Source organism: Actinoplanes oblitus (genome assembly GCF_030252345.1).
In the GTDB taxonomy this organism is placed as follows: domain Bacteria; phylum Actinomycetota; class Actinomycetes; order Mycobacteriales; family Micromonosporaceae; genus Actinoplanes; species Actinoplanes oblitus.
Genome location: NZ_CP126980.1, coordinates 7,748,902 through 7,771,438, shown reverse-complemented (window position 1 = coordinate 7,771,438; position 22,537 = coordinate 7,748,902). Strand labels below are relative to the sequence as shown.

The following is a 22,537-nucleotide window of genomic DNA, read 5'->3' as shown; positions in this document are numbered from 1 at the left end:
GACGGCAGGATGGCGGCGTGGCTCTGATCCGCTGTGACTTCGACTCCGAGGCGCTCGAAGTCGGCACCTCGATGACCGTCATCCTGCCCGACGACGACCGCGGCGACCCGCCGCCGGTGCTCTACCTGCTGCACGGCCTCACCGACGACCACTCCGCCTGGAGCCGCTACTCCTCGGTCGAGCGCTACGCCACCGGCCGCGGCCTGGCGGTGATCATGCCGCAGGTGCACCGCAGCTTCTACGCCAACGAGGCGCACGGCATGCGGTTCTGGGACTTCCTCTCGGCCGAGCTGCCGGAGACCGTACGGAAGTTCTTCCGGGTCTCCCAGCGGCGCGAGGACACGTTCGTCGCCGGCCTGTCGATGGGTGGCTACGGCGCGATGAAGTGGGCGCTGCGCGAGCCGGAGCGCTTCGCCGCCGCCGCCACGCTGTCCGGGGCGCTCGACCTGGCGTACATCCAGGAGCACGACCTGCGGCCGCACATCCGTGCCCTGGTGGCGCGGGTGTTCGCCGACCGGGTGGTGGCCGGCGGCGACGAGGACCTGCTGCACCTGTTGCGGGTGGCCGACCCGGCGCGACTGCCGCGGCTGATGCTGCGCTGCGGCACCGAGGACCACCTGCTCGCGCAGAACAAGCGGTTCGTCGCGGCTGCCAGGGCCGGTGGGATCGAGCTGGACGCCGAGTTCGGCCCGGGAGAGCACGCCTGGGATTACTGGGACGCGCGACTCCCGGCCGTCATCGACTTCCTGTTGCGCGGGCGCTAGCCCTCGTCCCGGGTCTGCTCGGCGAGGAAGCGCTCCAGCTCCGCGCCGAGCTCCTCGGCGGTGGGCAGCGGCGTGTCCGTGTCCACCAGCAGGTTGTTCTGCCGGCCGCGGAGGAACGCGTCGTACTGCGCCTCCAGGGAGGTGACCAGCCGGGCCGCCTGCTCGTCCTCGGCGATCTGCTTGTCCACCTCTTCGCGGACCAGTTTCGCCGACTCGCGCAGCTTGCCGGTCGGCAGCGCCAGCCCGGTGTTGCCGGAGACCGAGTCGAGCAGCAGCTCGGCGGCGGCCGGGTAGGCGGTCTGGGCCAGGTAGTGCGGGACGTGCGCGGCGTACCCGAGCGCGGCGTGCCCGTTCTGCCCGAGCCGGAACTCCAGCAGGTTGCCGACGCTGGCCGGCACCTGCACCCGCTGCAGCCAGGACTCGTGGTCGCCGAGCAGGCTGCGGTCGGTGGCGTGCGCGGTGAGGCTGACCGGCCGGGTGTGCGGCACGGCCATCGGGATCGCGTTCAGCCCGATCGTGGCCTTGACCCCGAGCCGCTCGATGAGCCCGGTCACCGCCGCGATGAACCGCTCCCACTGCAGGTCCGGTTCCGGGCCGGCGAGCAGCAGGAACGGCGTGCCGAGCTGGTCGCGCACCAGGTGCAGGGCGAGGACCGGGTCCTCGTAGCTCTCGAAGTGGTCGGCCACGAAGATCATCGGAGGCCGGCGGGACCGGTAGTCGAGGAGCTGGTCCAGGTCGAAGGTCGCCACGACCTCGCTCTCCAGGTCCGCCAGGAGGTGCTCCCGGGCGAGCTGGATCGCGCTGCCTGCGTCGACGAACCCGGTGAGTGCCTGGATGAGCACCGGGCCGTCCAGGACCGGCAGTTCCCCGGCCACCTCGTAGAGCCCGTGTGGGTCGAGCACGCTGCGGACCTCCTCAAGACATCGCCCGACGGCGCGGGCTTTTCGCCGACAACAGCCGAGCCGCTGGAATCATTCCGGCTCGCTGTGGTCCAGGTTTCCCCACCATTTTGCGTACGACGTGAGCCCGCCCGTCGTGCGGCGTGACGGTCACCACGAAAAGTCGGTCCGGCCGGGCAACCGACGTGCACCCGGACGCCACTATGGGGGTAGATCGCCGTCTCGCCCCCTCGGGAGTGATCGTTGAGTCAGTACCCCGTACCGGTCCCCGCCCTCGACGACGCCGCCACCCCGCCCGGCACCCTCTGGTCCCGGATGCGCGCCGACCCCCAGTACGCCCCGGAGCACCTCGCCCTGGAAGCCGTCCGCCGCCTCGGCCCGGAGGCCGCCGGGTGGGCCGCCCGGGCCCGCGCCGACCACCCCGACCTCACCCCGGACGAGCTGGCCACCCTGGCCGTCAAGAACTTCACCGCCCTGGCCCGCCTCTCCGGCGCCCTCTCCGGGGTCGCCGGCCTGCCCGGCGCGGTCCTTGACGTCGGCGTGCTGGCCTGGACCCAGGCCCGGATGGTGCTGCACGTCGCCGCCGCCTACGGCGCCGACCCGGCCGCCCCGGAACGCGCCACCGACCTGCTCGTGCTGCAGCGGGTGCACCGGGTCGCCGAGACCGCCCGGACCGCGCTCGGCGTGGCGGCCGGCCGCGAACGCGCCAGCCGGATCTTCACCGGCGCGGCGGGGGGCCCGCTGGGCGGCGCGCTGGTCAAGCTCGGCGTCAAGCTGGCCCAGATGGCCGGGGTGCGTGCCGCCCGCAAGGTGTTCGCCAAGCTGGTCCCGGGTGCCGGCGTGGTGCTCGGCACCTGGGTCAACTCGGCCGCCACCAAGGATCTCGCCAGGCGTGCCCGGGAGCACTACCGGAACGGCTAAGCAACGCCCGGGCCGGCCCGAACGTGGAGGACGTGCTGGGGATTCGCAAAGCTGCCGCCGTCGTCCTGCCCATGCTCGCCGCGCCGCTGCTGCTGGCGGCCTGCGCCACCACCGGAGCCGTGCAGGCCGAGCCGAGCCCGTCCGCGACCAGCCCGTGGCTGTGGATGACGGCCGGTAGCGTCGCGCCGTCGCCGGCCACGAGCTTCACGCCGCGGGCCCGGCCGGCCGCCGCCACGCTGTCGCCGACCGTCGCGCCCCCGGCCGGCCCGACGCCGAGCCGCAGCCCGTCCTGCGGGACCGCCGGGTTCAAGGGCGGCGCCGTCGACGGCATGACCGTCACCCCGGGCAGCACCAGCGCCGTGGTCACCTGGTTCAACCCGGGCGGCGACGACCTGGTCGACTATCGGATCACCGCGGTCAGTCAGCATCTGGTGGTGGGCGCGCAGCCGGAGACGCCGGGCTGGACGACCGTCACCCCGAGCGGCTGCGGCTGGATGACCGCCACGGTCACCGGACTGACCCCCGGGACGCCGTACGTCTTCTCGGCCGATCTGGTCCGCAGCCGCAAGGGGATGGACGGCACCTGGACCCGTACCGTGGCTCGGTCCGGGGTGGTGAGCACCACCTGATGCCGGCCCGCGGCGGGCAATAAGCTTCCCGCCATGGAGAGCATCGTCGAAACGGTCGTGTTCGTGGCGATCGCGGTCGTCGGCGCGGCCCTCGCCCGCAGGCTCGGCTTCGTGGCCCCGTTGGTGCTGCTGGTCGCCGGCCTCGGGTTGTCCTACGTCCCGGGGTTCCCGGCGGCGCACCTGGAGCCGGAGCTGGTGCTGATCGGCATCCTGCCGCCGCTGCTCTACGTGGCGGCCCTGCAGACCTCGGTGCCCGCGTTCCGCCACGCCCTGCGACCGATCCTGCTGCTCGCGGTGGGTCTGGTGCTGCTCACCGCGTTCGCCGTCGGGTTCGTCGTGCACTGGATGGTCCCGCAGGCGCCGCTGGCCGCCTGCGTCGCCCTCGGGGCCATCGTCGCCCCACCGGACGCGGTCTCGGCCACCGCCATCGCCCGCCGGGTCGGCCTGCCCCGCCGGGTGGTCACCATCCTGGAGGGCGAGAGCCTGCTCAACGACGCGACGGCGCTGGTGCTGGTCCGGGTGTCGGTGGGCGCGCTGGCCGGCGCCGCCGTCGGGTTCTGGGAGATCGCCGGCGAGGTCGCGCTGAAAGCCGGTGGCGGCCTGGTCCTCGGCATGATCGCCGCGGTCGGCGCCGCCAAGCTGCACAGGTGGATCGAGGATCCGCTGCTGGACGACGCGGTGTCGCTGCTCACCCCGTTCGTCGTGGTGATCGTCGCCGAGGAGCTGCGCACCAGCAGCGTGGTGGCGGTGGTGGTGGCCGGGCTCTACCTCGGGCACCGGATGCCCTACCTGCTCTCGGCCACCTCCCGGCTGCAGATGGACGCGGTCTGGCGGCTCACCACGTTCCTCCTGGAGGGCGTGGTGTTCCTGCTGGTCGGCCTCCAGCTGCGGATGGTGGTGACCAGCATCGAGACCGGCCTGGTCACCACGGTCTCGGTGACCGCCGCGGTGTTCGGCACCCTGGTGCTGGTCCGCTTCCTGTGGATGTACCCGGCCACCTACCTGGCCCGGCTGCTGCCGCGGGTCCGGGCCCGGGAGGAGCGGCCGCCGGTCGCCGCGGCCACCGTGATCGCCTGGGCCGGGATGCGCGGGGTGGTCACCCTGGCCGCCGCGCAGACCCTGACGCCGCCCAGCGCCGAGGCCGGGGTGCCCGCCTACCCGCGTGACCTGTTCATCTTCATCGCTTTCGCGATCATCGTGCTGACCCTGCTGACCCAGGGCACCACGCTGCCGGCCCTGGCCAGGCGGCTCGGGGTGCGCGAGGACACCAGCGCCCAGGACGCGCTCGCCGAGGCCGGGGTGCAGCACGCCGCCAGCCGGGCCGCCCTGCAGGCGCTGGAGGAGCACGCCGACGGGGCGCCCGGCTCGGTGGTCGACCGGCTGCGCGGTCTGGTGGAGAGCCGGTCCAACAACGCCTGGGAGCGTTTGGGCAGCCAGCGGCAGGAGACCCCCTCGGCTGCGTACGGCCGGCTGCGGCGCGAGATGATCAGAGCCGAGCGGCACGTCTTCAAGATCGCCCGGAACGAGGGCCGGATCCCGGAGGAGGTGCTGGTCCGCGCCCAGCGCGAGCTCGACCTGGAAGAGTCCCAGCTGCACCGGAGTGACGAGTGATCTGCCAGCATCTCAAGGAAACCGGCGACCCGGCGCCCCGGAGCGCCTACGCCGACGGCTGCCCGCAGTGCGTGGCCGGCGGCTTCGACGACTGGGTCCACCTGCGCGTCTGCCTCACCTGCGGCCTGGTCGCCTGCTGCGACTCGTCCCCGCGCCGGCACATGTCCGCACACCACGCCGAGTCCGGCCACCCGGTGATGCGCTCGTTCGAGCCGGGCGAGACCTGGCGCTGGTGCTTCGACGACGAGCAGCTCGGATGAGGATCCTGGTGGTCGGCGCCGGCGCCACCGGCGGCTATTTCGGGGGCCGGCTGGCGCAGGCCGGGCGGGACGTGACGTTCCTGGTCCGCGAGGGCCGGGCCGCCCGGCTCGCGGAGCGCGGTCTCCGGATCACCGCACCGTCCGGCGAGACGCGGCTGACGCCACACACGATCACCACCGTCGACGGTACGTACGATCTGGTCCTCGTCGCGGTCAAGAGCTACGCGCTGGACGCCGTGATCGCCGCGCTGGGTCCCGCCGTCGGGGACCGGACGGTGCTCGTCCCGCTCCTCAACGGCATGCGCCACCTGGACGCGCTGACCGGCGCGTTCGGCGCCGGGCACGTCTGGGGTGGGCTCTGCATGATCCATGGCACGCTGGACGAGCACGGCGACGTGGTCCAGATGTCCGGCCTGCACCGCCTGGTCTTCGGCCCGCTCGACGGCGGTGCCGACGACCGCCTGGACGAGGTCACCGCGGCTCTCGGCGACGCCGGTTTCGACTCCCGGGCATCTCGGCACATCCGGGCCGAGATGTGGGAGAAATGGGTGCTGCTGGCCACCATCGGCGCGGCCACCACACTGCTGCGCGGCTCGATCGGCGCGATCAACGCGGCCCCCGGCGGCCCGGAGTTCAACCGCGCGGTCACCGCCGAGTCGGTATCGGTGGCCACCGCCGCCGGCTTCCCGCCCCGTCCGCAGTTCCTGAGCGTGCTGGCGGACACCATGGCCAGCGCCGAGCCCACCACCTCGTCGATGTACCGCGACCTGGTCGCCGGGCAGCCGGTCGAGGCCGACGCCATCGTGGGCGACCTGGTCGCCGAGGCGGCCCGGCACGGCGTGCCGGTCCCGCTACTGTCCGCGGCGTACGCCGGCCTGTCGATCTACCAGAGCGGCCGCGGGGACTGATCGGGACAGGCCGAGGGCGCCCGGGAGACCGACGCGCCGGAGCGGCCGCGGGAGTTGATCAGGACAGGCCGAAGGCGCCCAGGAAACCGATGCCGAGGCCGGCCAGCACGATCAGGTAGCCGGCGCTGATCAGGATCGGGCGGCGGTGCCGGAACGGCAGGGGCAGGAAGCCGCCGAGCGCGACCAGCACGCCGAGCACCGCGCCGGCGATCGGCGACCCGATGGTCACCAGCATCCCGGCAGTGCCGCAGACGAACACGTCCTCGGTGCCGGCCGTCCCGCAACTGTCCATGGACAGCGTCAGCAGCAGCCCGATCCCGGCGACGGCCAGCGCCAGCACCGCGAGGACCACGACGGCGAGCACCGCGCCGACGGTGCGAGCCGCACCGCCGCGAGCGGGCGCGGGCACGGGTGCGGTGCCGGGCGCCCAGCCGGGGGCCGGGGTGGGCGCGGAGAAAGCGGGCTTGTCGCTCAACGGGGGCCGTCCTTGACGATGTCGCGTGCCGGCCGCGCCGCGTGCGCCGCTCCGGTCGGGGCGGTCAAGCTACCCGACGCCGACCGCCATCGGTACCCCGGGGCGCCTGGTGAGCAGCAGTTCCGGCAGCTCCGGCGCCGGCGGCCGGGTGCTGTCGTAGACCGCCGCGGTGCGGGCGGCGATCGCCGGCCAGTTGAAGTCGTCGACCACCCGCTGCCGGGCCCGTGACGCCAGCGCCCGGGCGTAGTCCCGATCCGCCAGCACCCCGCCCACCGCGAGAGCCAGGGCGTCCGGGTCGCCGGGCGGGAAGCACACGCCGGTCACCCCGTGCTCGACGATCTCGGCCAGCCCGCCGGTCGACGACACCGCCACCGGCGTGCCGGCCGCTGCCGCCTCCAGCGCGACCATCCCGAACGGCTCGTAGATGCTCGGCACCACGTAACAGTCCGAGGCCGCCATCAGGGCGGTCAGATCGTGCCCGGTCAGGAACCCGGCGAAGCTCACGGCCGGCCCGGCGCGGCGTTCCAGATCCTTGCGGTACGGACCGTCCCCGGCCACCACCAGCCGCAGTCCCGGGAACCGTTCGCGCAGCCGGGGCGCCGCCGCGAGCAGGTGCTGCACGCCCTTCTCGTAAACCAGCCGCCCGGCCAGGCTGACCAGCGGCCCGTCGTCGCCGGCGTACCGCTCCCGGGCCGCCGCGACCGCCCGTGGCCGGGCCCGCCAGCGCAGCGCGTCCACCCCGTTGTGCACCACCTCGGTGCGCTCGGCGGGCACCCCGAAGAGCCGGATCACCTCGGCGCGCATGTACTCCGAGCAGACGATCACCCGGTGCGCCTCGGCGCACAGCCAGCGTTCGATGTCGTCGATGGTCCGGTTGTGCGCGCCGGGCAGCCAGCCCTGGTGCCGCCCGGACTCGGTGGCGTGGATCGTCGCGACCAGCGGCACGTCCAGGTGGTCCCGGAGCGTGACGGCGGTGTGCGCGACCAGCCAGTCGTGCGCGTGGACCAGGTCGTACCGGTGGCCGCGGACGGCGCGCAGGGCGGCCCGGGTGAGCGCGTGGTTGAAGGCCAGCGCCCAGCCGAGCAGATCACCGCCGGTCACCTCGAAGGCCGGCGGGTCCTCGGCGGCCCGGATCACCCGGACGCCTTCGAGGTGTTCCACGCGCGGCGCGCCGGGCGCCTGGCGGGTCACCACCGTCACCTCGTGCCCGGCGGCGGCGAGGGCGCCGGCCAGCGCGTGCACGTGCCGTCCCAGCCCGCCGACCAGCAGCGGCGGGTATTCCCAGGAGAGCATGAGGATCCGGCTCACGGCGCGTACCTCGTTTCCACTCGCAGCATCTCGGCGACGGCCAGGGCGTCGAACGGGCGGCCCAGCGCGGGGTGCGGGGCGTCGCCGTGGGCTGCCTCGCCGATCGACCCGACGCCCCATTCGGCGAGGTGCGCGGCGAGCCCGTCGAGCAGCCCGTCGACCGGGCGCCCGGTGGCCGCGCAGGCGTCCGCGTACGGCCCGATCAGCCATGGGCGGACCAGTCCCTGCTCGGGGCCGGCGCCGTCGTAGCCGTACTCGTCGGGGGCCAGGGTGCGCAGGCCGAGCGGGGTGAGCAGGGCCTCCCCGGCGGCCCGGACCGTGCTCGCGGCGCTGCCCCGCATCGGCGCGTGCGGCAGTGACCAGCCGAGCAGCTGGTACGGCCGCAGCGTCGGATCGTCGTGGTGGGTCCCCGCCCCGAGCGGGTACGGCGCCGCCGGGCCCTCGACCAGGTCGTGCAGCCACCCCTCCGGAGCCGGGAACCGTCGCCGGAACGACTCCCAGGCCAGCGCGTGCCGGCCGCGCGGCTCGGTGTCGTCCCGGCCGCCCTCGGCCAGCAGGTCGCCGAGCGCGGCGAGCGCGTTCACCCAGAGCGCGTTGAGTTCCACCAGCTTGCCGACCCGCGCCCGGTCCGGGCCGGGGCCGAGGCTGAGCAGCCCGTCGGCCGGGTCCACGGCGAGCGCGCCGTCCCCGCCGAGGGCCTGGCGCAGCAGCCGGCCGAGCGGCACGGCGAGTGCCCGGGCCAGGTCGCTGTCGCCGGTCCGGGTGACGTGCCGGTCCACCGCGTGCACCAGCCAGAGCGGGAAGTCCACGGCGTCGGCCGGCCGGTCCACCAGGGCGCGCAGCAGCTCCCGGCCCTCGTCGGCCCGCCCGGTGTCCAGGAAGAGCCCCTCGTAGGCGGCGAGCGACGCCGGCCGTCCGCCCCACGGGTAGCCGTCGACCATGGCCGGCCCGTCGGCGCCCTGCACGACGAACGCGTCGGCGGCGAGCGCGAGCGTTCCGGCGTACCCCTCCGCCTTGGCCGCGGTGACCAGGCGATGAGCCCGCTCGCGCGCCGCGGCCAGCACCACCGGCGGAGCCGGCGGCCGGACCGCCAGGTCACCGGCCCACGCCGAGATCTCCAGGCTCTCGCCCGGGCCGGCCTGCTTGCCGAACGTCCCGGCCAGCCACAGGTCCTCGGCCAGGTCGCCGGTCCGGGCGCCGAGATGCCACTCGCCGGCGGGCTGCCAGCCGGGCCCGGCCAGCCGGTACGCCCCCTCGACGACGACACCGTCGGCCACCCGCTCGATCCGCAGCCCCGGGCCGTCCGCCCGGCGGGCGGTGGCGGCCTCCCGCCAGGTGCACATCGCGGCGACCGACAGGCTCACCGGGCCGGGCGCGCTGAGCACCCGGTACAGCACCGCGAGGCCGGGGCGCAGCGCCAGCTCGCGTTCGATCACCACGTCGCCGATCCGCCACCGCCACCGCGGCAGCCCGCCGGCGAGGGTGAACGTCTCCAGGAAGCGGTGGCCGGCCGGGTCGAGGGCGCCGGAGTCCCACGCGTGGGTGTACAGCGGCACCTTGGTGCCGGTGGGGAGCGTCACTGTCAGGTCCAGGGCGGCCAGCGCGACGTGCGGCGCCCGGCCCGGTCCGGCCACGGTCAGCAGCGCGTGCTCCGGGCGGGTCCGCAGGCCGCTCACGGTGCCGCTGGCCCAGCCGCCGAGACCGTCGGTGACCAGCCATTCCCGGCCGGCGCCGGCGTCCGCTGCGGGAACGCCGCACACCTGGGGCCCGAAGGTCAGAGGATCAATCCGCGGCACGTCGCCTCTATGCTCGTTTTGGGTATCCGCTAAACCCCCGTAAGGGGATAAATTAGCGCCTAATCGGACAGTCGGGCCGACGGTATCAGTCCGCTCCGGGAGAATTTGTGATGACGCGGCCGGGCAGGATTGAGTCACCCCGCGGACGGGCATGAACCGCGGGCCGGTCGCGACGACCGAAGGCCGAGGGGGGTCCACGAGAATGCAGGTCTGGCCTGGTCACCGGTACCCGTTGGGGGCGACCTACGACGGGACGGGCACCAACTTCGCGATCTTCTCCGAGGTGGCCGAGGCAGTGGAACTCTGCCTGTTCGACGCCTCCGGGAACGAGCGCAAGGTGCTGCTCCACGAGCAGGACGCCTTCGTCTGGCACGCGTACCTGCCGGGCGTCGAGCCGGGGCAGCGCTACGGCTACCGGGTCTACGGTCCGTACGAGCCGCACCGCGGGCTGCGCTGCAACCCGCACAAGCTGCTGCTCGACCCGTACGCCCGGGCCGTCGACTCGGACATCGACTGGCACCCGTCGCTGTACGCGTACGACTTCGGCAACCAGGACCAGATGTCGGACCTGGACTCGGCGCCGTACATGCCCAAGGGCGTGGTGGTGAACCCGTACTTCGACTGGGGCAACGACCGGCGGCCGGACATCCCGTACCACCACTCGGTGATCTACGAGACGCACGTGAAGGGGCTGACCCAGCGGCACCCGGAGATCCCCCCGGACATGCGGGGGTCCTACTCGGCGATCGGCCACCCGGCGATCATCGAGCACCTGAAGAGCCTCGGCGTGACGGCTGTCGAGCTGATGCCGGTGCACCAGTTCGTCCACGACAACCGGCTGCACGACCTCGGCCTGCGCAACTACTGGGGTTACAACACGCTGGGCTTCTTCGCGCCGTACCACGGGTACTCGTCGACCGGCACGCTCGGCCAGCAGACCCAGGAGTTCCGGGGGATGGTGAAGGCGCTGCACGCGGCCGGGATGGAGGTCATCCTGGACGTGGTCTACAACCACACGGCTGAGGGCAACCACCTCGGGCCGACGCTCAGCCTCAAGGGCATCGACAACCGGACGTACTACCGGCTCGTCGACGATCAGCCGCAGTTCTACATGGACTACACCGGCACCGGGAACAGCCTGAACGTGCGCTCCCCGCAGAGCCTGCAGCTGATCATGGACTCGCTCCGGTACTGGGTCACCGAGATGCACGTGGACGGCTTCCGGTTCGACCTCGCCTCGACGCTGGCCCGCGAGTTCTACGACGTGGACCGGCTCTCCACGTTCTTCGAGGTGGTGCAGCAGGACCCGATCGTCGGCCAGGTGAAGCTGATCGCCGAGCCGTGGGACGTCGGTCCCGGCGGTTACCAGGTCGGCAACTTCCCGCCCAACTGGACCGAGTGGAACGGCAAGTACCGGGACACGGTCCGCGACTTCTGGCGCGGCGAGCCGGCCACCCTGGCCGAGTTCGCCAGCCGGATCACCGGCTCCGCCGACCTCTACCAGGACGACGGGCGCAAGCCGTTCCACTCGATCAACTTCGTCACCGCGCACGACGGGTTCACGCTCAACGACCTGGTGTCCTACAACGACAAGCACAACGAGGCGAACGGCGAGGAGAACCGGGACGGCGAGAGCCACAACCGGTCCTGGAACTGCGGCATCGAGGGCCCGACCACCGACGAGAAGGTGCTGGAGCTGCGGGCCAAGCAGCGCCGCAACTTCCTGGCCACGCTGATGCTCAGCCAGGGCGTGCCGATGATCTCGCACGGTGACGAGCTGGGGCGCACCCAGCAGGGCAACAACAACGCGTACTGCCAGGACGACGAGATCAGCTGGATCGACTGGGAGAACGCCGACGAGCAACTGCTCGAGTTCGCCCGCAAGCTGACCGCGTTCCGGCACCGGCACCAGGTGTTCCAGCGCCGCCGGTTCTTCACCGGCCTGCCGGTCACCGCCCGCGGCGGCGGCGACCCGCTGCCCGACCTGGAGTGGTTCACCCCGGACGGGCGGCCGATGGCCGGTGACGACTGGGGCAACGACTTCGGCCGGGCGGTCGCCCTGTTCGTCAACGGCGAGGGCATCCGCGAGCGCGGCCAGTACGGCCAGCGCCACGTGGACAGCTCGTTCCTGCTCTTCTTCAACGCGCACGACGCGCCCATCGAGTTCGCCACGCCTCCCGCGGAGTACGGGGAGAAGTGGGAGAAGGTCATCGAAACCGCCGAGCCGTCCCCGGATCGCCCGTCGGTCGTGGAGGCCGGCCACAGGCTCTGGGTGCCGGACCGGTCCCTCATCGTGCTTGATCGGACGGTGTAATGCGGCCCAGCAGTACCTACCGAGTCCAGACCCGCCCCGAATTCCCCCTCAAGGCCACCGCCGAGATCGCCGACTACCTGGCCGATCTCGGGGTGAGTCACCTCTACTCGGCGCCGCTGCTGACCGCGGCGCCCGGCTCCCAGCACGGCTACGACGTCGTCGACCACACCCAGGTCAGCCCGGAGCTGGGTGGCCCGGACGGGCTGCGCGGCCTGTCCGCGGCGCTGCGCAACGCCGGGCTCGGCCTGGTCGTCGACATCGTGCCGAACCACGCCGGGGTGGCCGTCGCCAAGGCCAACCCGACCTGGTGGGACGTGCTCAAGCGCGGACAGCAGTCGGAGTACGCGAAGTTCTACGACATCGACTGGTCGCGCGGGCGGATCCTGCTGCCGGTGCTGGCCGACGAGCCGGACGCGCTGGACCAGCTCCAGGTTGAGGGCGACGAGCTGGTCTACTTCGACAAGCGCTATCCGATCGCCGAGGGCACCGGCGAGGGTGCTCCCCGCGAGGTGCACGACCGGCAGCACTACGAGCTGGTCAACTGGACCCGCGGCGACTCCGAGATCAACTATCGGCGGTTCTTCGCGATCACCGAGCTGGCCGGGCTGCGCGTCGAGGACCCGGAGGTCTTCGAGGCCACCCACGCCGAGATCCTGCGCTGGGTCCGCGAGGGCCTGGTCGACGGCATCCGGGTCGACCATCCGGACGGGCTGCGCGACCCGGCGGAGTACCTGCGGCGGCTGCGCGACGCCGCGCCGGAGGCCTGGCTGGTGATCGAGAAGATCCTGGAGCCGGGCGAGCAGCTGCCCCGCTGGCCGATCGACGGCACCACCGGCTACGACGCGATGGCGCAGGTGAACGGCGTGTTCGTGGACGCCGGCACGGAGACCTTCTTCGACACGCTGGACCACTATTTGACCGGTGGCACCACCAGCTTTCAGAACCTCGTCCACGAGACCAAGCACACGGTCGCCACCACGCTGCTCGCCGCCGAGCTCGGACGGCTGTCCCGGCTCGCCCCGGAGATCGAGGCGGCGCCCCAGGGCCTCGCCGAGCTGGCCGCCTGCTTCCCGGTCTACCGCTCCTACCTTCCGGGCGGCGCCCGGTACCTCGCCCAGGCGCGCGCCGAGGCGGGCCGCCGGCGTCCGCATCTGATCGGCACGCTGGACCAGCTCACCGCCCGGTTGCGCAACCCCGCTGACGAACTCGCTGCCCGTTTCCAGCAGTTCACCGGCGCGGTGATGGCCAAGGGCGTCGAGGACACCGCGTTCTACCGCTGGACCCGCTTCGCGGCCCGCAACGAGGTGGGCAACGACCCGGTCAAGTTCGGCGTCTCGGTGGACGAGTTCCACGAGGCCGCCGAGACCCGGCAGCAGGACTGGCCGGCCACGATGACCTCGCTGAGCACCCACGACACCAAGCGCGGCGAGGACGTCCGGGCCCGGCTCGCGGTGCTCTCCGAGGTGCCCGGCGACTGGACCGAGGTGGTCCGCCGCTGGGTCCGGGTCGCTCCGCTCCCGGATCCGTCGCTGGCCCATCTGATCTGGCAGGTCGCCGTCGGCGCCTGGCCGATCGACAAGGACCGACTGCTCGCGTACGCGGTGAAGGCCGCCCGCGAGTCGGCCACCGTCACCAGCTGGTACCGCCCCGACGAGGGGTTCGAGACGGCGCTGCGGACGATGATCGACAAGATCTACGACGACCCGGCGCTGCACCGTGAGGTGACCGACTTCGCCGCCTCGATCACGCCGCCCGGCTGGTCCAACTCGCTGAGCCAGAAACTCGTGCAGCTGACCATGCCCGGTGTTCCGGACGTCTACCAGGGCACCGAGCTGTGGGACTACTCGCTGGTCGACCCGGACAACCGGCGGCCTGTCGACTTCGCGGCCCGCCGCGAGCTGCTCGGCCGGCTCGACGACGGCTGGCAGCCCCCGATCGACGAGAGCGGCGCGGCCAAGCTGCTCGTGGTCAGCCGTACGCTGCGGCTGCTCCGGCAGCGCCCGGAACTGTTCACCGGATATCAGCCGGTGTTCGCCGAGGGACGGGTCGGCGAGCACGTCCTGGCCTTCGACCGGGGCGGGGTGGTGGTGGTCGCCACCCGGCTGCCGGTCGGATTGTCACGCCACGGCGGATGGCACGACACCACGCTGTCACTCGACGGACACAGTTGGACGGAAGTGTTCACGAACGCCAGCTACGGTGGCAATCGCCTGGCCGTTGCCGAGCTGCTGCACACCTATCCCGTCGCTCTCCTGGTGAAAGAGTGAGATGACGACCTTCGAGGTATGGGCGCCGGAGAAGTCGCCCAAGCTGCGCCTGGGTGACGCCGAGCACCCGATGGAGCCGGGCGACGGTGGCTGGTGGCGCCTCGACGTGCCGTCGGCCGGCCCGGGCACCGACTACTCCTACGTGCTGCCCGATGTCGACACTCCGGTGCCGGATCCGCGGTCGGCCTGGCAGCCGCAGGGCGTGCACGGACCCAGCCGGGTCTACGACCACGACGCGTTCACCTGGACCGACCAGGGGTGGACCGGCCGGCAGCTGCCCGGCTCGGTGCTCTACGAGCTGCACATCGGCACGTTCACCCCGGCCGGCACGTTCGACGCGGCCATCGAGCGCCTCGATCACCTGGTCGAGCTCGGCGTCGACCTGGTCGAGCTGCTCCCGGTCAACGCGTTCAACGGTGAGTACAACTGGGGTTACGACGGCGTCTGCTGGTTCGCCCCGCACGAGGCGTACGGCGGGCCCGACGGCCTGAAACGCTTCGTCGACGCCGCCCACCGCAAGGGCCTGGGCGTGGTCCTCGACGTGGTCTACAACCACTTCGGCCCGTCCGGGGCGTATGCCCCGATGTTCGCGCCCTACCTCAGCAGCGGGTCGAACACCTGGGGCAGCTCGCTGAACCTGGACGGCCCGGAGTCCGGCGAGGTGCGGCGCTACATCGCCGATTCGGTGCTGATGTGGCTGCGTGACTACCACGTCGACGGCCTGCGGCTGGACGCCGTGCACGCGCTGCACGACGAGGGCGCCGTGCACCTGCTGGAGCAGCTCGCCGTCGAGACGGAGTCGCTCTCCACGGCGCTGCGGCGGCCGCTGTCGCTGATCGCCGAGTCGGATCTCAACGATCCGAAACTGATCACCCCACGCGAGGCCGGTGGTTACGGGCTGCACGCGCAGTGGGACGACGACGTGCACCACGCGCTGCACGCCCTGTTCACCGGCGAGCGGCAGGGTTACTACGGCGACTTCGGCTCGCTGGACTGCCTGCGCACCGTGCTGGAGGGCGCGTTCTTCCACGCCGGGACCTGGTCGTCGTTCCGCGGCCGGCGGCACGGGCGGACGGTCGACCGGCAGCGCACCGCCGGGCACCGGTTCGTCGCCTTCCTGCAGAACCACGACCAGATCGGCAACCGCGCGGTCGGCGACCGGCTCACCGCCACGCTCTCCCCGGGCCTGCTCAAGGTCGCGGCGACGCTGCTGCTCACCTCGCCGTTCACCCCGATGCTGTTCATGGGGGAGGAGTGGGCGGCCAGCAGCCCGTGGCAGTTCTTCACCAGCCACCCGGAGCCGGATCTGGCCGCCGCGGTGCAGAACGGGCGGCGGCGCGAGTTCGCCAGGCACGGCTGGGCCGAGGCCGACGTGCCGGATCCGCAGGACCCGCAGACCTTCGAGCGGTCCAAGCTGGACTGGTCGGAGCTGGGCAAGCCGGGGCACGCCGACATGCTGGCGCTGTACAAGAAGCTGATCCGGCTGCGCCGGGAGATCCCCGACCTGACCGACCCGTGGCTGTCCGAGGTCGAGGTGTGGCACGGCGACCAGTTCGTGGTGATCCGCCGCGGTCGCCACGCGGTCGCCGCCAACCTGGCCGGCACCCCGCAGACGGTCAGCCTGCGCGCCGTCCCGTCCGCGGTCCTGCTCGCCACCGCCGAGGGCGTCGTCCTCGAACGCGACCGCGTCGTCCTCCCCCCGGAGAGCGCCGTCGTGGTCCGCACCTCCCGCTGAGTCACCGGGTCTTGATCTCCGGAACCACCCACGGGCAACGAAGGGCACGGCGATCGTTCTGGACGCGCAGCGGCCAGATCGCCGTGCCCGGCCCGCGCGGGAGCATGCGATCCGCACCACGGCGGACGCGCGTAAATGAGGATCTTGAAGGTGGTCCGGATCCACCATTTCCGCTGATGGGTCAGTGGCATCCGTCGGGCACGATGTGCCGGTGGAAGACGTGCCGGATGATCCGCAGGAACCGCAGCAGAAGAAGGAGCCTTGGTACCACAACTGCGACTGTGATCCGGGCTGCCCGGACTGTGACATCCCCGGCTGTCATTGCGATGTGCCCGGCTGTGACCTGTTCCGGCTGAGCACGCTGCTGACGGTCGTGGCGCTGCTCGGGCACGGACCGGCGGCGGGTCCGGCCCAGCGGATGGTGACCGGCGCGATCCGCGGGTACCGCAAAGTGTCGCCGAAACTGCCCACCCGGTGCCGTTACCAGCCCACGTGCAGCGCCTACGCATTGGCGGCCGTCGAAAAGCACGGGCTGCGGAAAGGGCTGCGGCTGGCGGTCGCCAGGCTCCGCAGGTGTGGTCCGCGAGTCCCGTTCGGTACCGGGGACCCCGTTCCGTGACGTGATGGTGCACGATGGCCCGACCGGGAGTAGTGGGGAGGGCCGATGGGGGAGAGCTCGACGGAGGGGACGCCGCTGAGCGGGGGTGCGCCGGCCTCGGGCGCTTCCGAGACGCCGCGGACCCTGCCGGATCCGGCTCCGGGCGCGCCCCGGCGGGACCCGGCGAGCCGGCTCGGCTACGCGCTGCGTGGCGATCTGCCGCCGCAGCTCAGGCGGGTGTGGCCGCTGAAGCGGCGGACCGTGGAGGACATCGCGGCGCGGGACATCGCGGTGCAGGAGGCGGTCGACGAGGGGCGGCTGCCGCCGCCGGCCGAGCCGGTGCCGCTGGAGCAGCCGGAGGTGCTGCCGGATCCGCCGGAGCGGTTCAACATGGCGGCGTTGCGGCTGGCCGGGCTCGGGTTCGGGCTGGTGCTGGCGATCGGGCTGACCATGATGCGGCTGTTCGTCGGCGGGCCGCCGTCGGTGGACGAGCTGCGCGCGCAGTCCGGCGTCGACTCGTGGAGCGAGCTGCACATCGGGGTCAAGGACGATCAGTTCGGGACGGCCTACTACGACCCAGCGACGAAGATCTGGTCCGGGTTCGACATCGACGTCGCCTACATGATCGCCGAGGATCTCGGGTTCCGGCGCAGTGAGGTCAAGTTCTACGGGATGGAGTCCGAGGACCGGGCGCGGATGCAGGCCACCGACGTCGACGGCAACCGGGTGCCGGTCCAGCTGGTGATCGCGAGCTACAGCATCACCCCGAAGCGGGTCGCCGACAAGGTCAACTTCTCGCAGTCCTACCTGTACACCGAGCAGTCGGTGATGACCCTGGCCGGACACCGGGCGGTCGCCTCGCTGGACGACTTCGCCGGTCAGAAGGTCTGCACCCTGTCCACGTCGACCAGCCTCACCGCGCCGAAAGAGGCCGGTGCCACAGTGATCTCGAAGAACCGGGTGCGTGAGTGCTTCGCGATGCTGAACCGCCACGAGGTGGACGCGGTCAGCACCGACGCGGCGATCCTCGCGGGGTGGAAAGCGCGATATCCGGGCAAGTACGACCACTGGGATCTCGGGCTGGACGGCACCGAGCGGTGGGGGGTGAACGTGGGTGACAACCCGGCGCTGAAGAAGCTGGTCGACCTCACCCTGTGGCGCTCCTACGCGGACCCGCACGACGAGCGGTGGGAGCAGGCCTTCGAGAAGAACTTCCAGACCGAGGTGCCGGCGAACGGGAAGGTGCCGATCGCGGTGGCCCAGCAGCCCCGGGTGATCCGGCCGGACGTGCGGGAACTCCCCTGGGAGGACCTGCTGAAGTGACCGACATCTTCGTGAAGGGCCCGGTGATCGCCCCCCGCCGGCGGCGGGCGCAGCTGAACTGGCTGCTCACCGTCCTGCCGGCGTTCCCGCTGATGCTGCTGGTGCTGCGACTGTGGTACCTCAGCCGGCAGGACCTGCCGACCATGCTGCTGCTGGTCCAGTACATCAACCCGCTCGGCATGATCAGTGCGTTGTTCATCACGCTGACCTGGGCGGTCCCGGCAGTGATCCTGGCCCTGCGGGTGCTCGGCGGGATCCTGCTGGTGAGCAAGCCGGGGGACGCCGGCGGGTCGATGGTCGCGGTGGCCGCCCTGCGGATGCCGGACTGGGTGGTGCTGATCGCGGTGCTGATCGCCGGCTTCACCTGGCAGCTGCGGATGCTGCCCACACTGGAGATGCTGGTCGTCGCGGTGCTCGGGCTGACGGCGGTGCAGCGGCTGCGTGCCGAGCGCTGGCTGATGCTCTGGATCACCATCGGCGTCCCGGTGCTGGTCGGCCTGCTCACCTGGATCTTCGTCGAGCCGGGCGTGGTCGCCGCGGTCCACGCCGGCGAGTACGGCATCGCGCTGCTGCTCGCCGTGCCGCCGTTGCTCGGCCCGCTGCTCACCGGCCCGGTCCCGGCGCGCTGGGCCCGGCTGGTCACGCACTGGCCGGCGATCGGGGCCGCGATGACTCTGCCGATCGTGGTCGGCGTGGTCTTCCTGCGGGCCCCGGTGCTGCCCGGCAGCGCGATCGAGGTGGGACCGGAGGGCGGCCCGGTCCGCGAGGTGATGCGCGGTCAGCTGATCGCCGTCGACGACACCTCGACGACCATGCTGGACGCGACCGGCGAGGTGAAGTTCATCCCGAACAACGAGGTACGGTCGAAGACACTCTGCCCCGAGCCGGTGCGACCGCCGGAGAGCGCCGTGGAGGTCCGCGGCTGGCCGGTCGAGACGTCGGCGCTGGAGTGGATCGCTCCCACACGGAAGGTGACCGAAATCGATCCTAGATGCCTGGGACGGCCGCATGACCCGGCGTGAGTGTATTTTCGTCGAGGACATGTGCGACATGCCGCCCACCACGTGCAGACAGCCAGCCATCGACCTGGCAGGCTGCACGCCATGACCTTGCACCTGCGGTGGGCGGCCGTCACCGACCAAGGACACGTCCGGAGCAACAACGAGGACTGTCACTACGCCGGTGATCGGCTTCTCGTCGTCGCGGACGGCATGGGCGGCATGGCCGCCGGGGATCTGGCCAGCCGGATCACCGTGGAGTCCATGGTCTCGCTCGACGCCCCGATCGACACCGAACATCAGATGGACGCGCTGCACCAGGCGCTGGAAGTGGCAAACCGGCGGATCGCCGAGACGGTCGCCGCCGACCCCTCGCTGCAGGGGATGGGCACCACGCTGACCGCCGTGCTGTTCAACGGCGAGCGGGCCGCGATGGCGCACGTCGGCGACTCCCGGGCCTACCTGCTCCGCGACGGGCGGCTCAACCAGCTCACCAAGGACGACACGTACGTTCAGATGCTTGTCGACCAGGGCCTGATCAAGCCGGAGGAGGCGGCCGGCCACCCGCGCCGCGCCGTCGTCACCCGGGTCCTGCAGGGCGAGCCGGTCAGTCCCGCGTACGTGATCGTCGAGCCGCAGAATGGCGACCGGTGGCTGTTGTGCAGCGACGGTCTCACCGGCGTGGTGACGGATGCGACCATCGAGGAAGAGATGCGGATCGTCCCCGATCCCAAGGCCTGCGCCGAGCGGCTCGTCGATCTCGCGCTGCGCGGCGGGGGACCGGACAACGTCACGGTGGTCATCGCCGACGTGACCGACGGGGACTGAACCGGTATTTTCATCCGGCCGTGGATCTTGACCGCGGCCCGGACACTGGTGGTGATCACGACGGCGCGCTTGATCGGGACTCTGGCGCTCGCCCTCGCGGTGGTCGCGGTCGGTGAGCTCGTGGGTGCGCCCCGGCTCTACACCGACACCGCGCAACTCGCCGCGGGCGCGATCGCGGCCTGGGCCTGCCTGGTCGCGGCGCGCCGCCGCACCGGCATCCCGCGTAACTGGCGCTGGCTGGCGGCCGGCGGGCTGGCCGTCTGGTCCGCCGTCCGGCTCTGGTGGATGGTCCAGGACCTGACCGGCCGCGACCGGCACGCGGGCCCGTCGCTGTTCGACATCGGGTTCGTGGTGCTGCCGGTCTGCATGCTGATCGGGCTGCTCGGGGTGACCCGGACCCGGCCACGGCCGATACCCACCTCGCCGCGGCGGGACCAGATCGCGCTGCTCATCGACAGCGTCCTGATCACCGGGTCGGTGCTGGCGCTGGGCTGGTCCTCGTCGTTCCTCAGCCCGGTCACCGAGTGGGACGCGCAGACCTGGTGGGCGGCCGGCTACCCGATCGCCGACCTGGTCCTGGTCACCATGGTGGTGCTGCTGCTGACCACCCGGCCCGACTCGCCGGCCGGCCGGCGGCCGCTGGCCCTGATCGGGGCCGGGCTGCTGGCCTTCGGGGTGGCGGACACCATGCGGCTGTTCGGGCTCGGGCCGTTCTGGCTGGAGGCGACCGGGCACCTGCTCGGGCCGGCCTGCATCGCCCTCGCGGCGCTCAGCCCGCCGCGGCCGGCGCCGGCCCCGCCGGACCTGACGGCGCTGCCCCGGGACTGGTTCCACCTGCTGCTGCCGTACCTGCCGGTGCTGGTCGCCGGGGTGGTGCTGCTGGCCCGGACGGCGACCGGGCATCCGCTCACGTCGTTCCAGGCCTACCTGGGCTGGCTGGGCCTGGGCCTGGTGGTGACCCGCCAGATGATCACGATCCTGGACAACACCGTGCTGCTCGGGCGGGTCGCGGAGACGCAGCGGCGGCTGCACCATCAGGCGTACCACGATCCGCTGACCGGGCTGGCGAACCGGGCCCTCTTCCGGGAGCGGCTGGTCCTGGCGCTGGACTCGAACCAGCACCGGGGCACGCCGGTTGCGGTGATCTTCGCGGATCTGGACGACTTCAAGCTGATCAACGATACGTACGGGCACGCGATGGGTGACCGGGTGCTGCACGCGATCGGGGAGCGGCTGCGGGCCTCGGTGCGGCCGCAGGACCTGGTGGCGCGGCTCGGCGGGGACGAGTTCGCCGTCGTCCTGGACCAGAGCGACGTGGTGGCGCCACCGGTGCCGCGGTCGGGTGGCGGCGCCGTCTCGGCACTGCGCCGGGTGGTGGGGAGACAGCGGAAGTACGTGCTGTCCGCCGCCGGGGTCCGGGTCTCCGGCGACGCGCGTGCCGGTGGGCGCTGGTCCCGGGACAAGGCTCGGCCGCCGGCGCCTCGGTCACCGCTGCGCCGGCGTACCGACCTGCTGACGGGCGGGCCGGTGCTGTCGGGCTCCTCGGTCGCGTCGTTCTCCGCCGCGACCGCCGCCTCCGCGGTCTCGTCGGCCGGGGTTCCTACGGGCGCGGATTCGGCGGTGTCGTCGGCGGCGGTTTCCGCGGGCGCGGATTCGGCGGTGTCGTCGGCGGCGGTTTCCGCGGGCGCGGATTCGGGGGTGTCGTCGGCGGCGGTTTCCGCGGGCGCGGATTCGGCGGTCTCCTCGGCGGCGGTCTCCACGGCCGCCGATTCCGCGGTCTCCTCCGCGGCGGCCTCCGCGGCCGGCGCCATGTCCACTTTTGACGAGCGGGAGTGGGTGGCGGAGGCGGAGGGAGTCGGCGAGCGGGTCCTGGCCGCGCTCCGGGAGCCGTACCTGATCGACGGCCGCTCGGTCAGCGTCGGCGCCAGCATCGGCCTGGTCACCGCCGAACCGGACGACCAGCTCTCCGCCGACCTGCTGCTGCGCCGCGCCGACGCCGCGATGTACGCGGTCAAGCGCCGCGGCAAGGGCGCCCTGATCCGCTACACCGGCCCGGTGCACGGCCCGAACGCCGACCTCCCACGGCTGCTGGCCGGCGCGCTCACCGGCGGCAGCCCGGCAGCGGCCGGCTTCGAGGTGCACTACCAGCCGATCGTCAGGCTCGGCGACCGCGTGACGGTGGCCGTCGAGGCGCTCGCCCGGTGGACCGACCCGGTGGCCGGTCCGGTCCATCCCGACGTCTTCGTCACCATGGCCGAACGCACCGGCCTGGTCGCCGCCATCGACGACTTCGTGCTGGATCAGGCCTGTGCCGACGCCCACGCGCTCGCCGACCGGTACGGCCGCCCGATCGACGTGCACGTCAACGTCTCCGCGGGCCGGCTCGGCCACCAGGGCCTGGAGGACGCCGTCGACGCCGCCCTGGCCCGATACGCGCTGCCGCCGGAACGCCTGGTCGTGGAGATCACCGAAACGCTCCGCATCCCGGACCTGCCCCGCGCCGCGGCGGTGGTCGAACGCCTCCGCGCCCGGGGCGTGCGGGTCGCCCTGGACGATTTCGGCAGTGGGTACAACGCGCTCGCCCAGCTGCACGGGCTCCCGGTGGACACGGTGAAACTGGACTCGACCCTGACCGATGTCGACACGGGGCCGGCCCGGGCGGGGGCGCTGTGCGGATCGGTCCTCGCGATCTGCGCCGAGCTGGGCATCACGGTGGTCGGCGAGGGCATCGAGACCGAGGACCGGGCGGCGGCTCTGGCCGATCTGGGGTGCCCGCTCGGCCAGGGCTATCTGTTCGGGCCGCCGGCGCGGCTGACCGAGCTGCCCCGTCCGGCCGTCCCCCGGGAGCCCTAACTGGTCCATGTCCCGGAATCCGGCCGTGTCTCGTACTCGGCCGGGTTCCG

18 protein-coding genes are annotated in these 22,537 nt (G+C 72.5%); 14 read left to right on the top strand and 4 right to left on the bottom strand.

The genetic code is table 11. The annotated features are described in order from the left end of the window. Positions 1-17 precede the first annotated feature (17 nt). Positions 18-764, top strand: a complete 747-nt coding sequence (locus tag Actob_RS34560) for an alpha/beta hydrolase (protein WP_284916102.1) — start codon at positions 18-20, stop codon at positions 762-764. On the opposite strand, the gene Actob_RS34555 is transcribed toward Actob_RS34560, so the two are convergent. Next, a complete protein-coding gene (locus tag Actob_RS34555; RefSeq protein WP_284916101.1) occupies positions 761-1,666 on the bottom strand; it encodes a proteasome assembly chaperone family protein in 906 nt (301 codons plus the stop codon). The genes Actob_RS34560 and Actob_RS34555 overlap by 4 nt on opposite strands. A 240-nt stretch (positions 1,667-1,906) precedes the next feature. Between Actob_RS34555 and Actob_RS34550 the strand changes: the two genes are divergently transcribed. The 5 genes from Actob_RS34550 to Actob_RS34530 are packed head-to-tail and all read left to right on the top strand — an operon-like array spanning position 1,907 to position 5,992. Beyond that, positions 1,907-2,584 (top strand): EcsC family protein, encoded by a 678-nt coding sequence (locus tag Actob_RS34550; protein WP_284916099.1) that lies wholly within the window; start codon positions 1,907-1,909, stop codon positions 2,582-2,584. Between the two features lie 32 nt (positions 2,585-2,616). Then, entirely contained in the window at positions 2,617-3,213 is a 597-nt protein-coding gene (locus tag Actob_RS34545; RefSeq protein ID WP_284916098.1) for a fibronectin type III domain-containing protein, read from the top strand. Positions 3,214-3,246: 33 nt separating this feature from the next. After that, positions 3,247-4,824, top strand: a complete 1,578-nt coding sequence (locus Actob_RS34540) for a Na+/H+ antiporter (protein WP_284916097.1) — start codon at positions 3,247-3,249, stop codon at positions 4,822-4,824. Beyond that, positions 4,821-5,084 carry a UBP-type zinc finger domain-containing protein gene (locus Actob_RS34535; protein ID WP_284916095.1) on the top strand — a complete coding sequence of 88 codons (264 nt, stop codon included), beginning with the start codon at positions 4,821-4,823 and terminating at the stop codon, positions 5,082-5,084. Before Actob_RS34540 ends, Actob_RS34535 begins: the two co-directional genes overlap by 4 nt. Next, positions 5,081-5,992 (top strand): ketopantoate reductase family protein, encoded by a 912-nt coding sequence (locus tag Actob_RS34530; RefSeq protein ID WP_284916094.1) that lies wholly within the window; start codon positions 5,081-5,083, stop codon positions 5,990-5,992. The genes Actob_RS34535 and Actob_RS34530 overlap by 4 nt, the downstream gene beginning before the upstream one ends. Before the next feature lie 58 nt (positions 5,993-6,050). On the opposite strand, the gene Actob_RS34525 is transcribed toward Actob_RS34530, so the two are convergent. The 3 genes from Actob_RS34525 to Actob_RS34515 all read right to left on the bottom strand — a co-directional run bounded on the left by Actob_RS34525 (position 6,051) and on the right by Actob_RS34515 (position 9,562). After that, a complete protein-coding gene (locus tag Actob_RS34525; RefSeq protein WP_284916093.1) occupies positions 6,051-6,467 on the bottom strand; it encodes a hypothetical protein in 417 nt (138 codons plus the stop codon). 69 nt (positions 6,468-6,536) lie between these two features. After that, positions 6,537-7,760, bottom strand: coding sequence for a glycosyltransferase family 4 protein (locus Actob_RS34520; protein WP_284922439.1), 1,224 nt, complete (start codon positions 7,758-7,760; stop codon positions 6,537-6,539). Positions 7,761-7,771: 11 nt separating this feature from the next. After that, a complete protein-coding gene (locus Actob_RS34515) occupies positions 7,772-9,562 on the bottom strand; it encodes a glycogen debranching enzyme N-terminal domain-containing protein (RefSeq protein ID WP_407653731.1) in 1,791 nt (596 codons plus the stop codon). Between the two features lie 211 nt (positions 9,563-9,773). Between Actob_RS34515 and glgX the strand changes: the two genes are divergently transcribed. The 8 genes from glgX (at position 9,774) to Actob_RS34475 (ending at position 22,487) form a co-directional block, all read left to right on the top strand. Next, complete coding sequence (glgX, locus tag Actob_RS34510) at positions 9,774-11,885, top strand: glycogen debranching protein GlgX (protein WP_284916091.1); 2,112 nt, start codon at positions 9,774-9,776, stop codon at positions 11,883-11,885. Further along, positions 11,885-14,152 carry a malto-oligosyltrehalose synthase gene (gene treY / locus Actob_RS34505; RefSeq protein ID WP_284916090.1) on the top strand — a complete coding sequence of 756 codons (2,268 nt, stop codon included), beginning with the start codon at positions 11,885-11,887 and terminating at the stop codon, positions 14,150-14,152. Before glgX ends, treY begins: the two co-directional genes overlap by 1 nt. A 1-nt stretch (position 14,153) precedes the next feature. Next, positions 14,154-15,887: a malto-oligosyltrehalose trehalohydrolase gene (gene treZ / locus Actob_RS34500; protein ID WP_284916089.1), complete on the top strand. Its 1,734-nt coding sequence runs from the start codon at positions 14,154-14,156 to the stop codon at positions 15,885-15,887. A gap of 211 nt (positions 15,888-16,098) precedes the next feature. After that, positions 16,099-16,506 carry a membrane protein insertion efficiency factor YidD gene (gene yidD, locus Actob_RS34495; protein ID WP_284916088.1) on the top strand — a complete coding sequence of 136 codons (408 nt, stop codon included), beginning with the start codon at positions 16,099-16,101 and terminating at the stop codon, positions 16,504-16,506. A gap of 45 nt (positions 16,507-16,551) precedes the next feature. Then, on the top strand, positions 16,552-17,808 hold the full coding sequence (locus Actob_RS34490; protein WP_284916087.1) for a transporter substrate-binding domain-containing protein: 1,257 nt from the start codon (positions 16,552-16,554) through the stop codon (positions 17,806-17,808). Next, a complete protein-coding gene (locus Actob_RS34485; RefSeq protein WP_284916086.1) occupies positions 17,805-18,830 on the top strand; it encodes a hypothetical protein in 1,026 nt (341 codons plus the stop codon). The genes Actob_RS34490 and Actob_RS34485 overlap by 4 nt, the downstream gene beginning before the upstream one ends. Before the next feature lie 81 nt (positions 18,831-18,911). Next, a complete protein-coding gene (locus tag Actob_RS34480) occupies positions 18,912-19,634 on the top strand; it encodes a PP2C family protein-serine/threonine phosphatase (protein ID WP_284916085.1) in 723 nt (240 codons plus the stop codon). Between the two features lie 69 nt (positions 19,635-19,703). Continuing rightward, positions 19,704-22,487 (top strand): putative bifunctional diguanylate cyclase/phosphodiesterase, encoded by a 2,784-nt coding sequence (locus Actob_RS34475; protein ID WP_284916084.1) that lies wholly within the window; start codon positions 19,704-19,706, stop codon positions 22,485-22,487. The last annotated feature ends 50 nt before the right edge of the window (positions 22,488-22,537 follow it).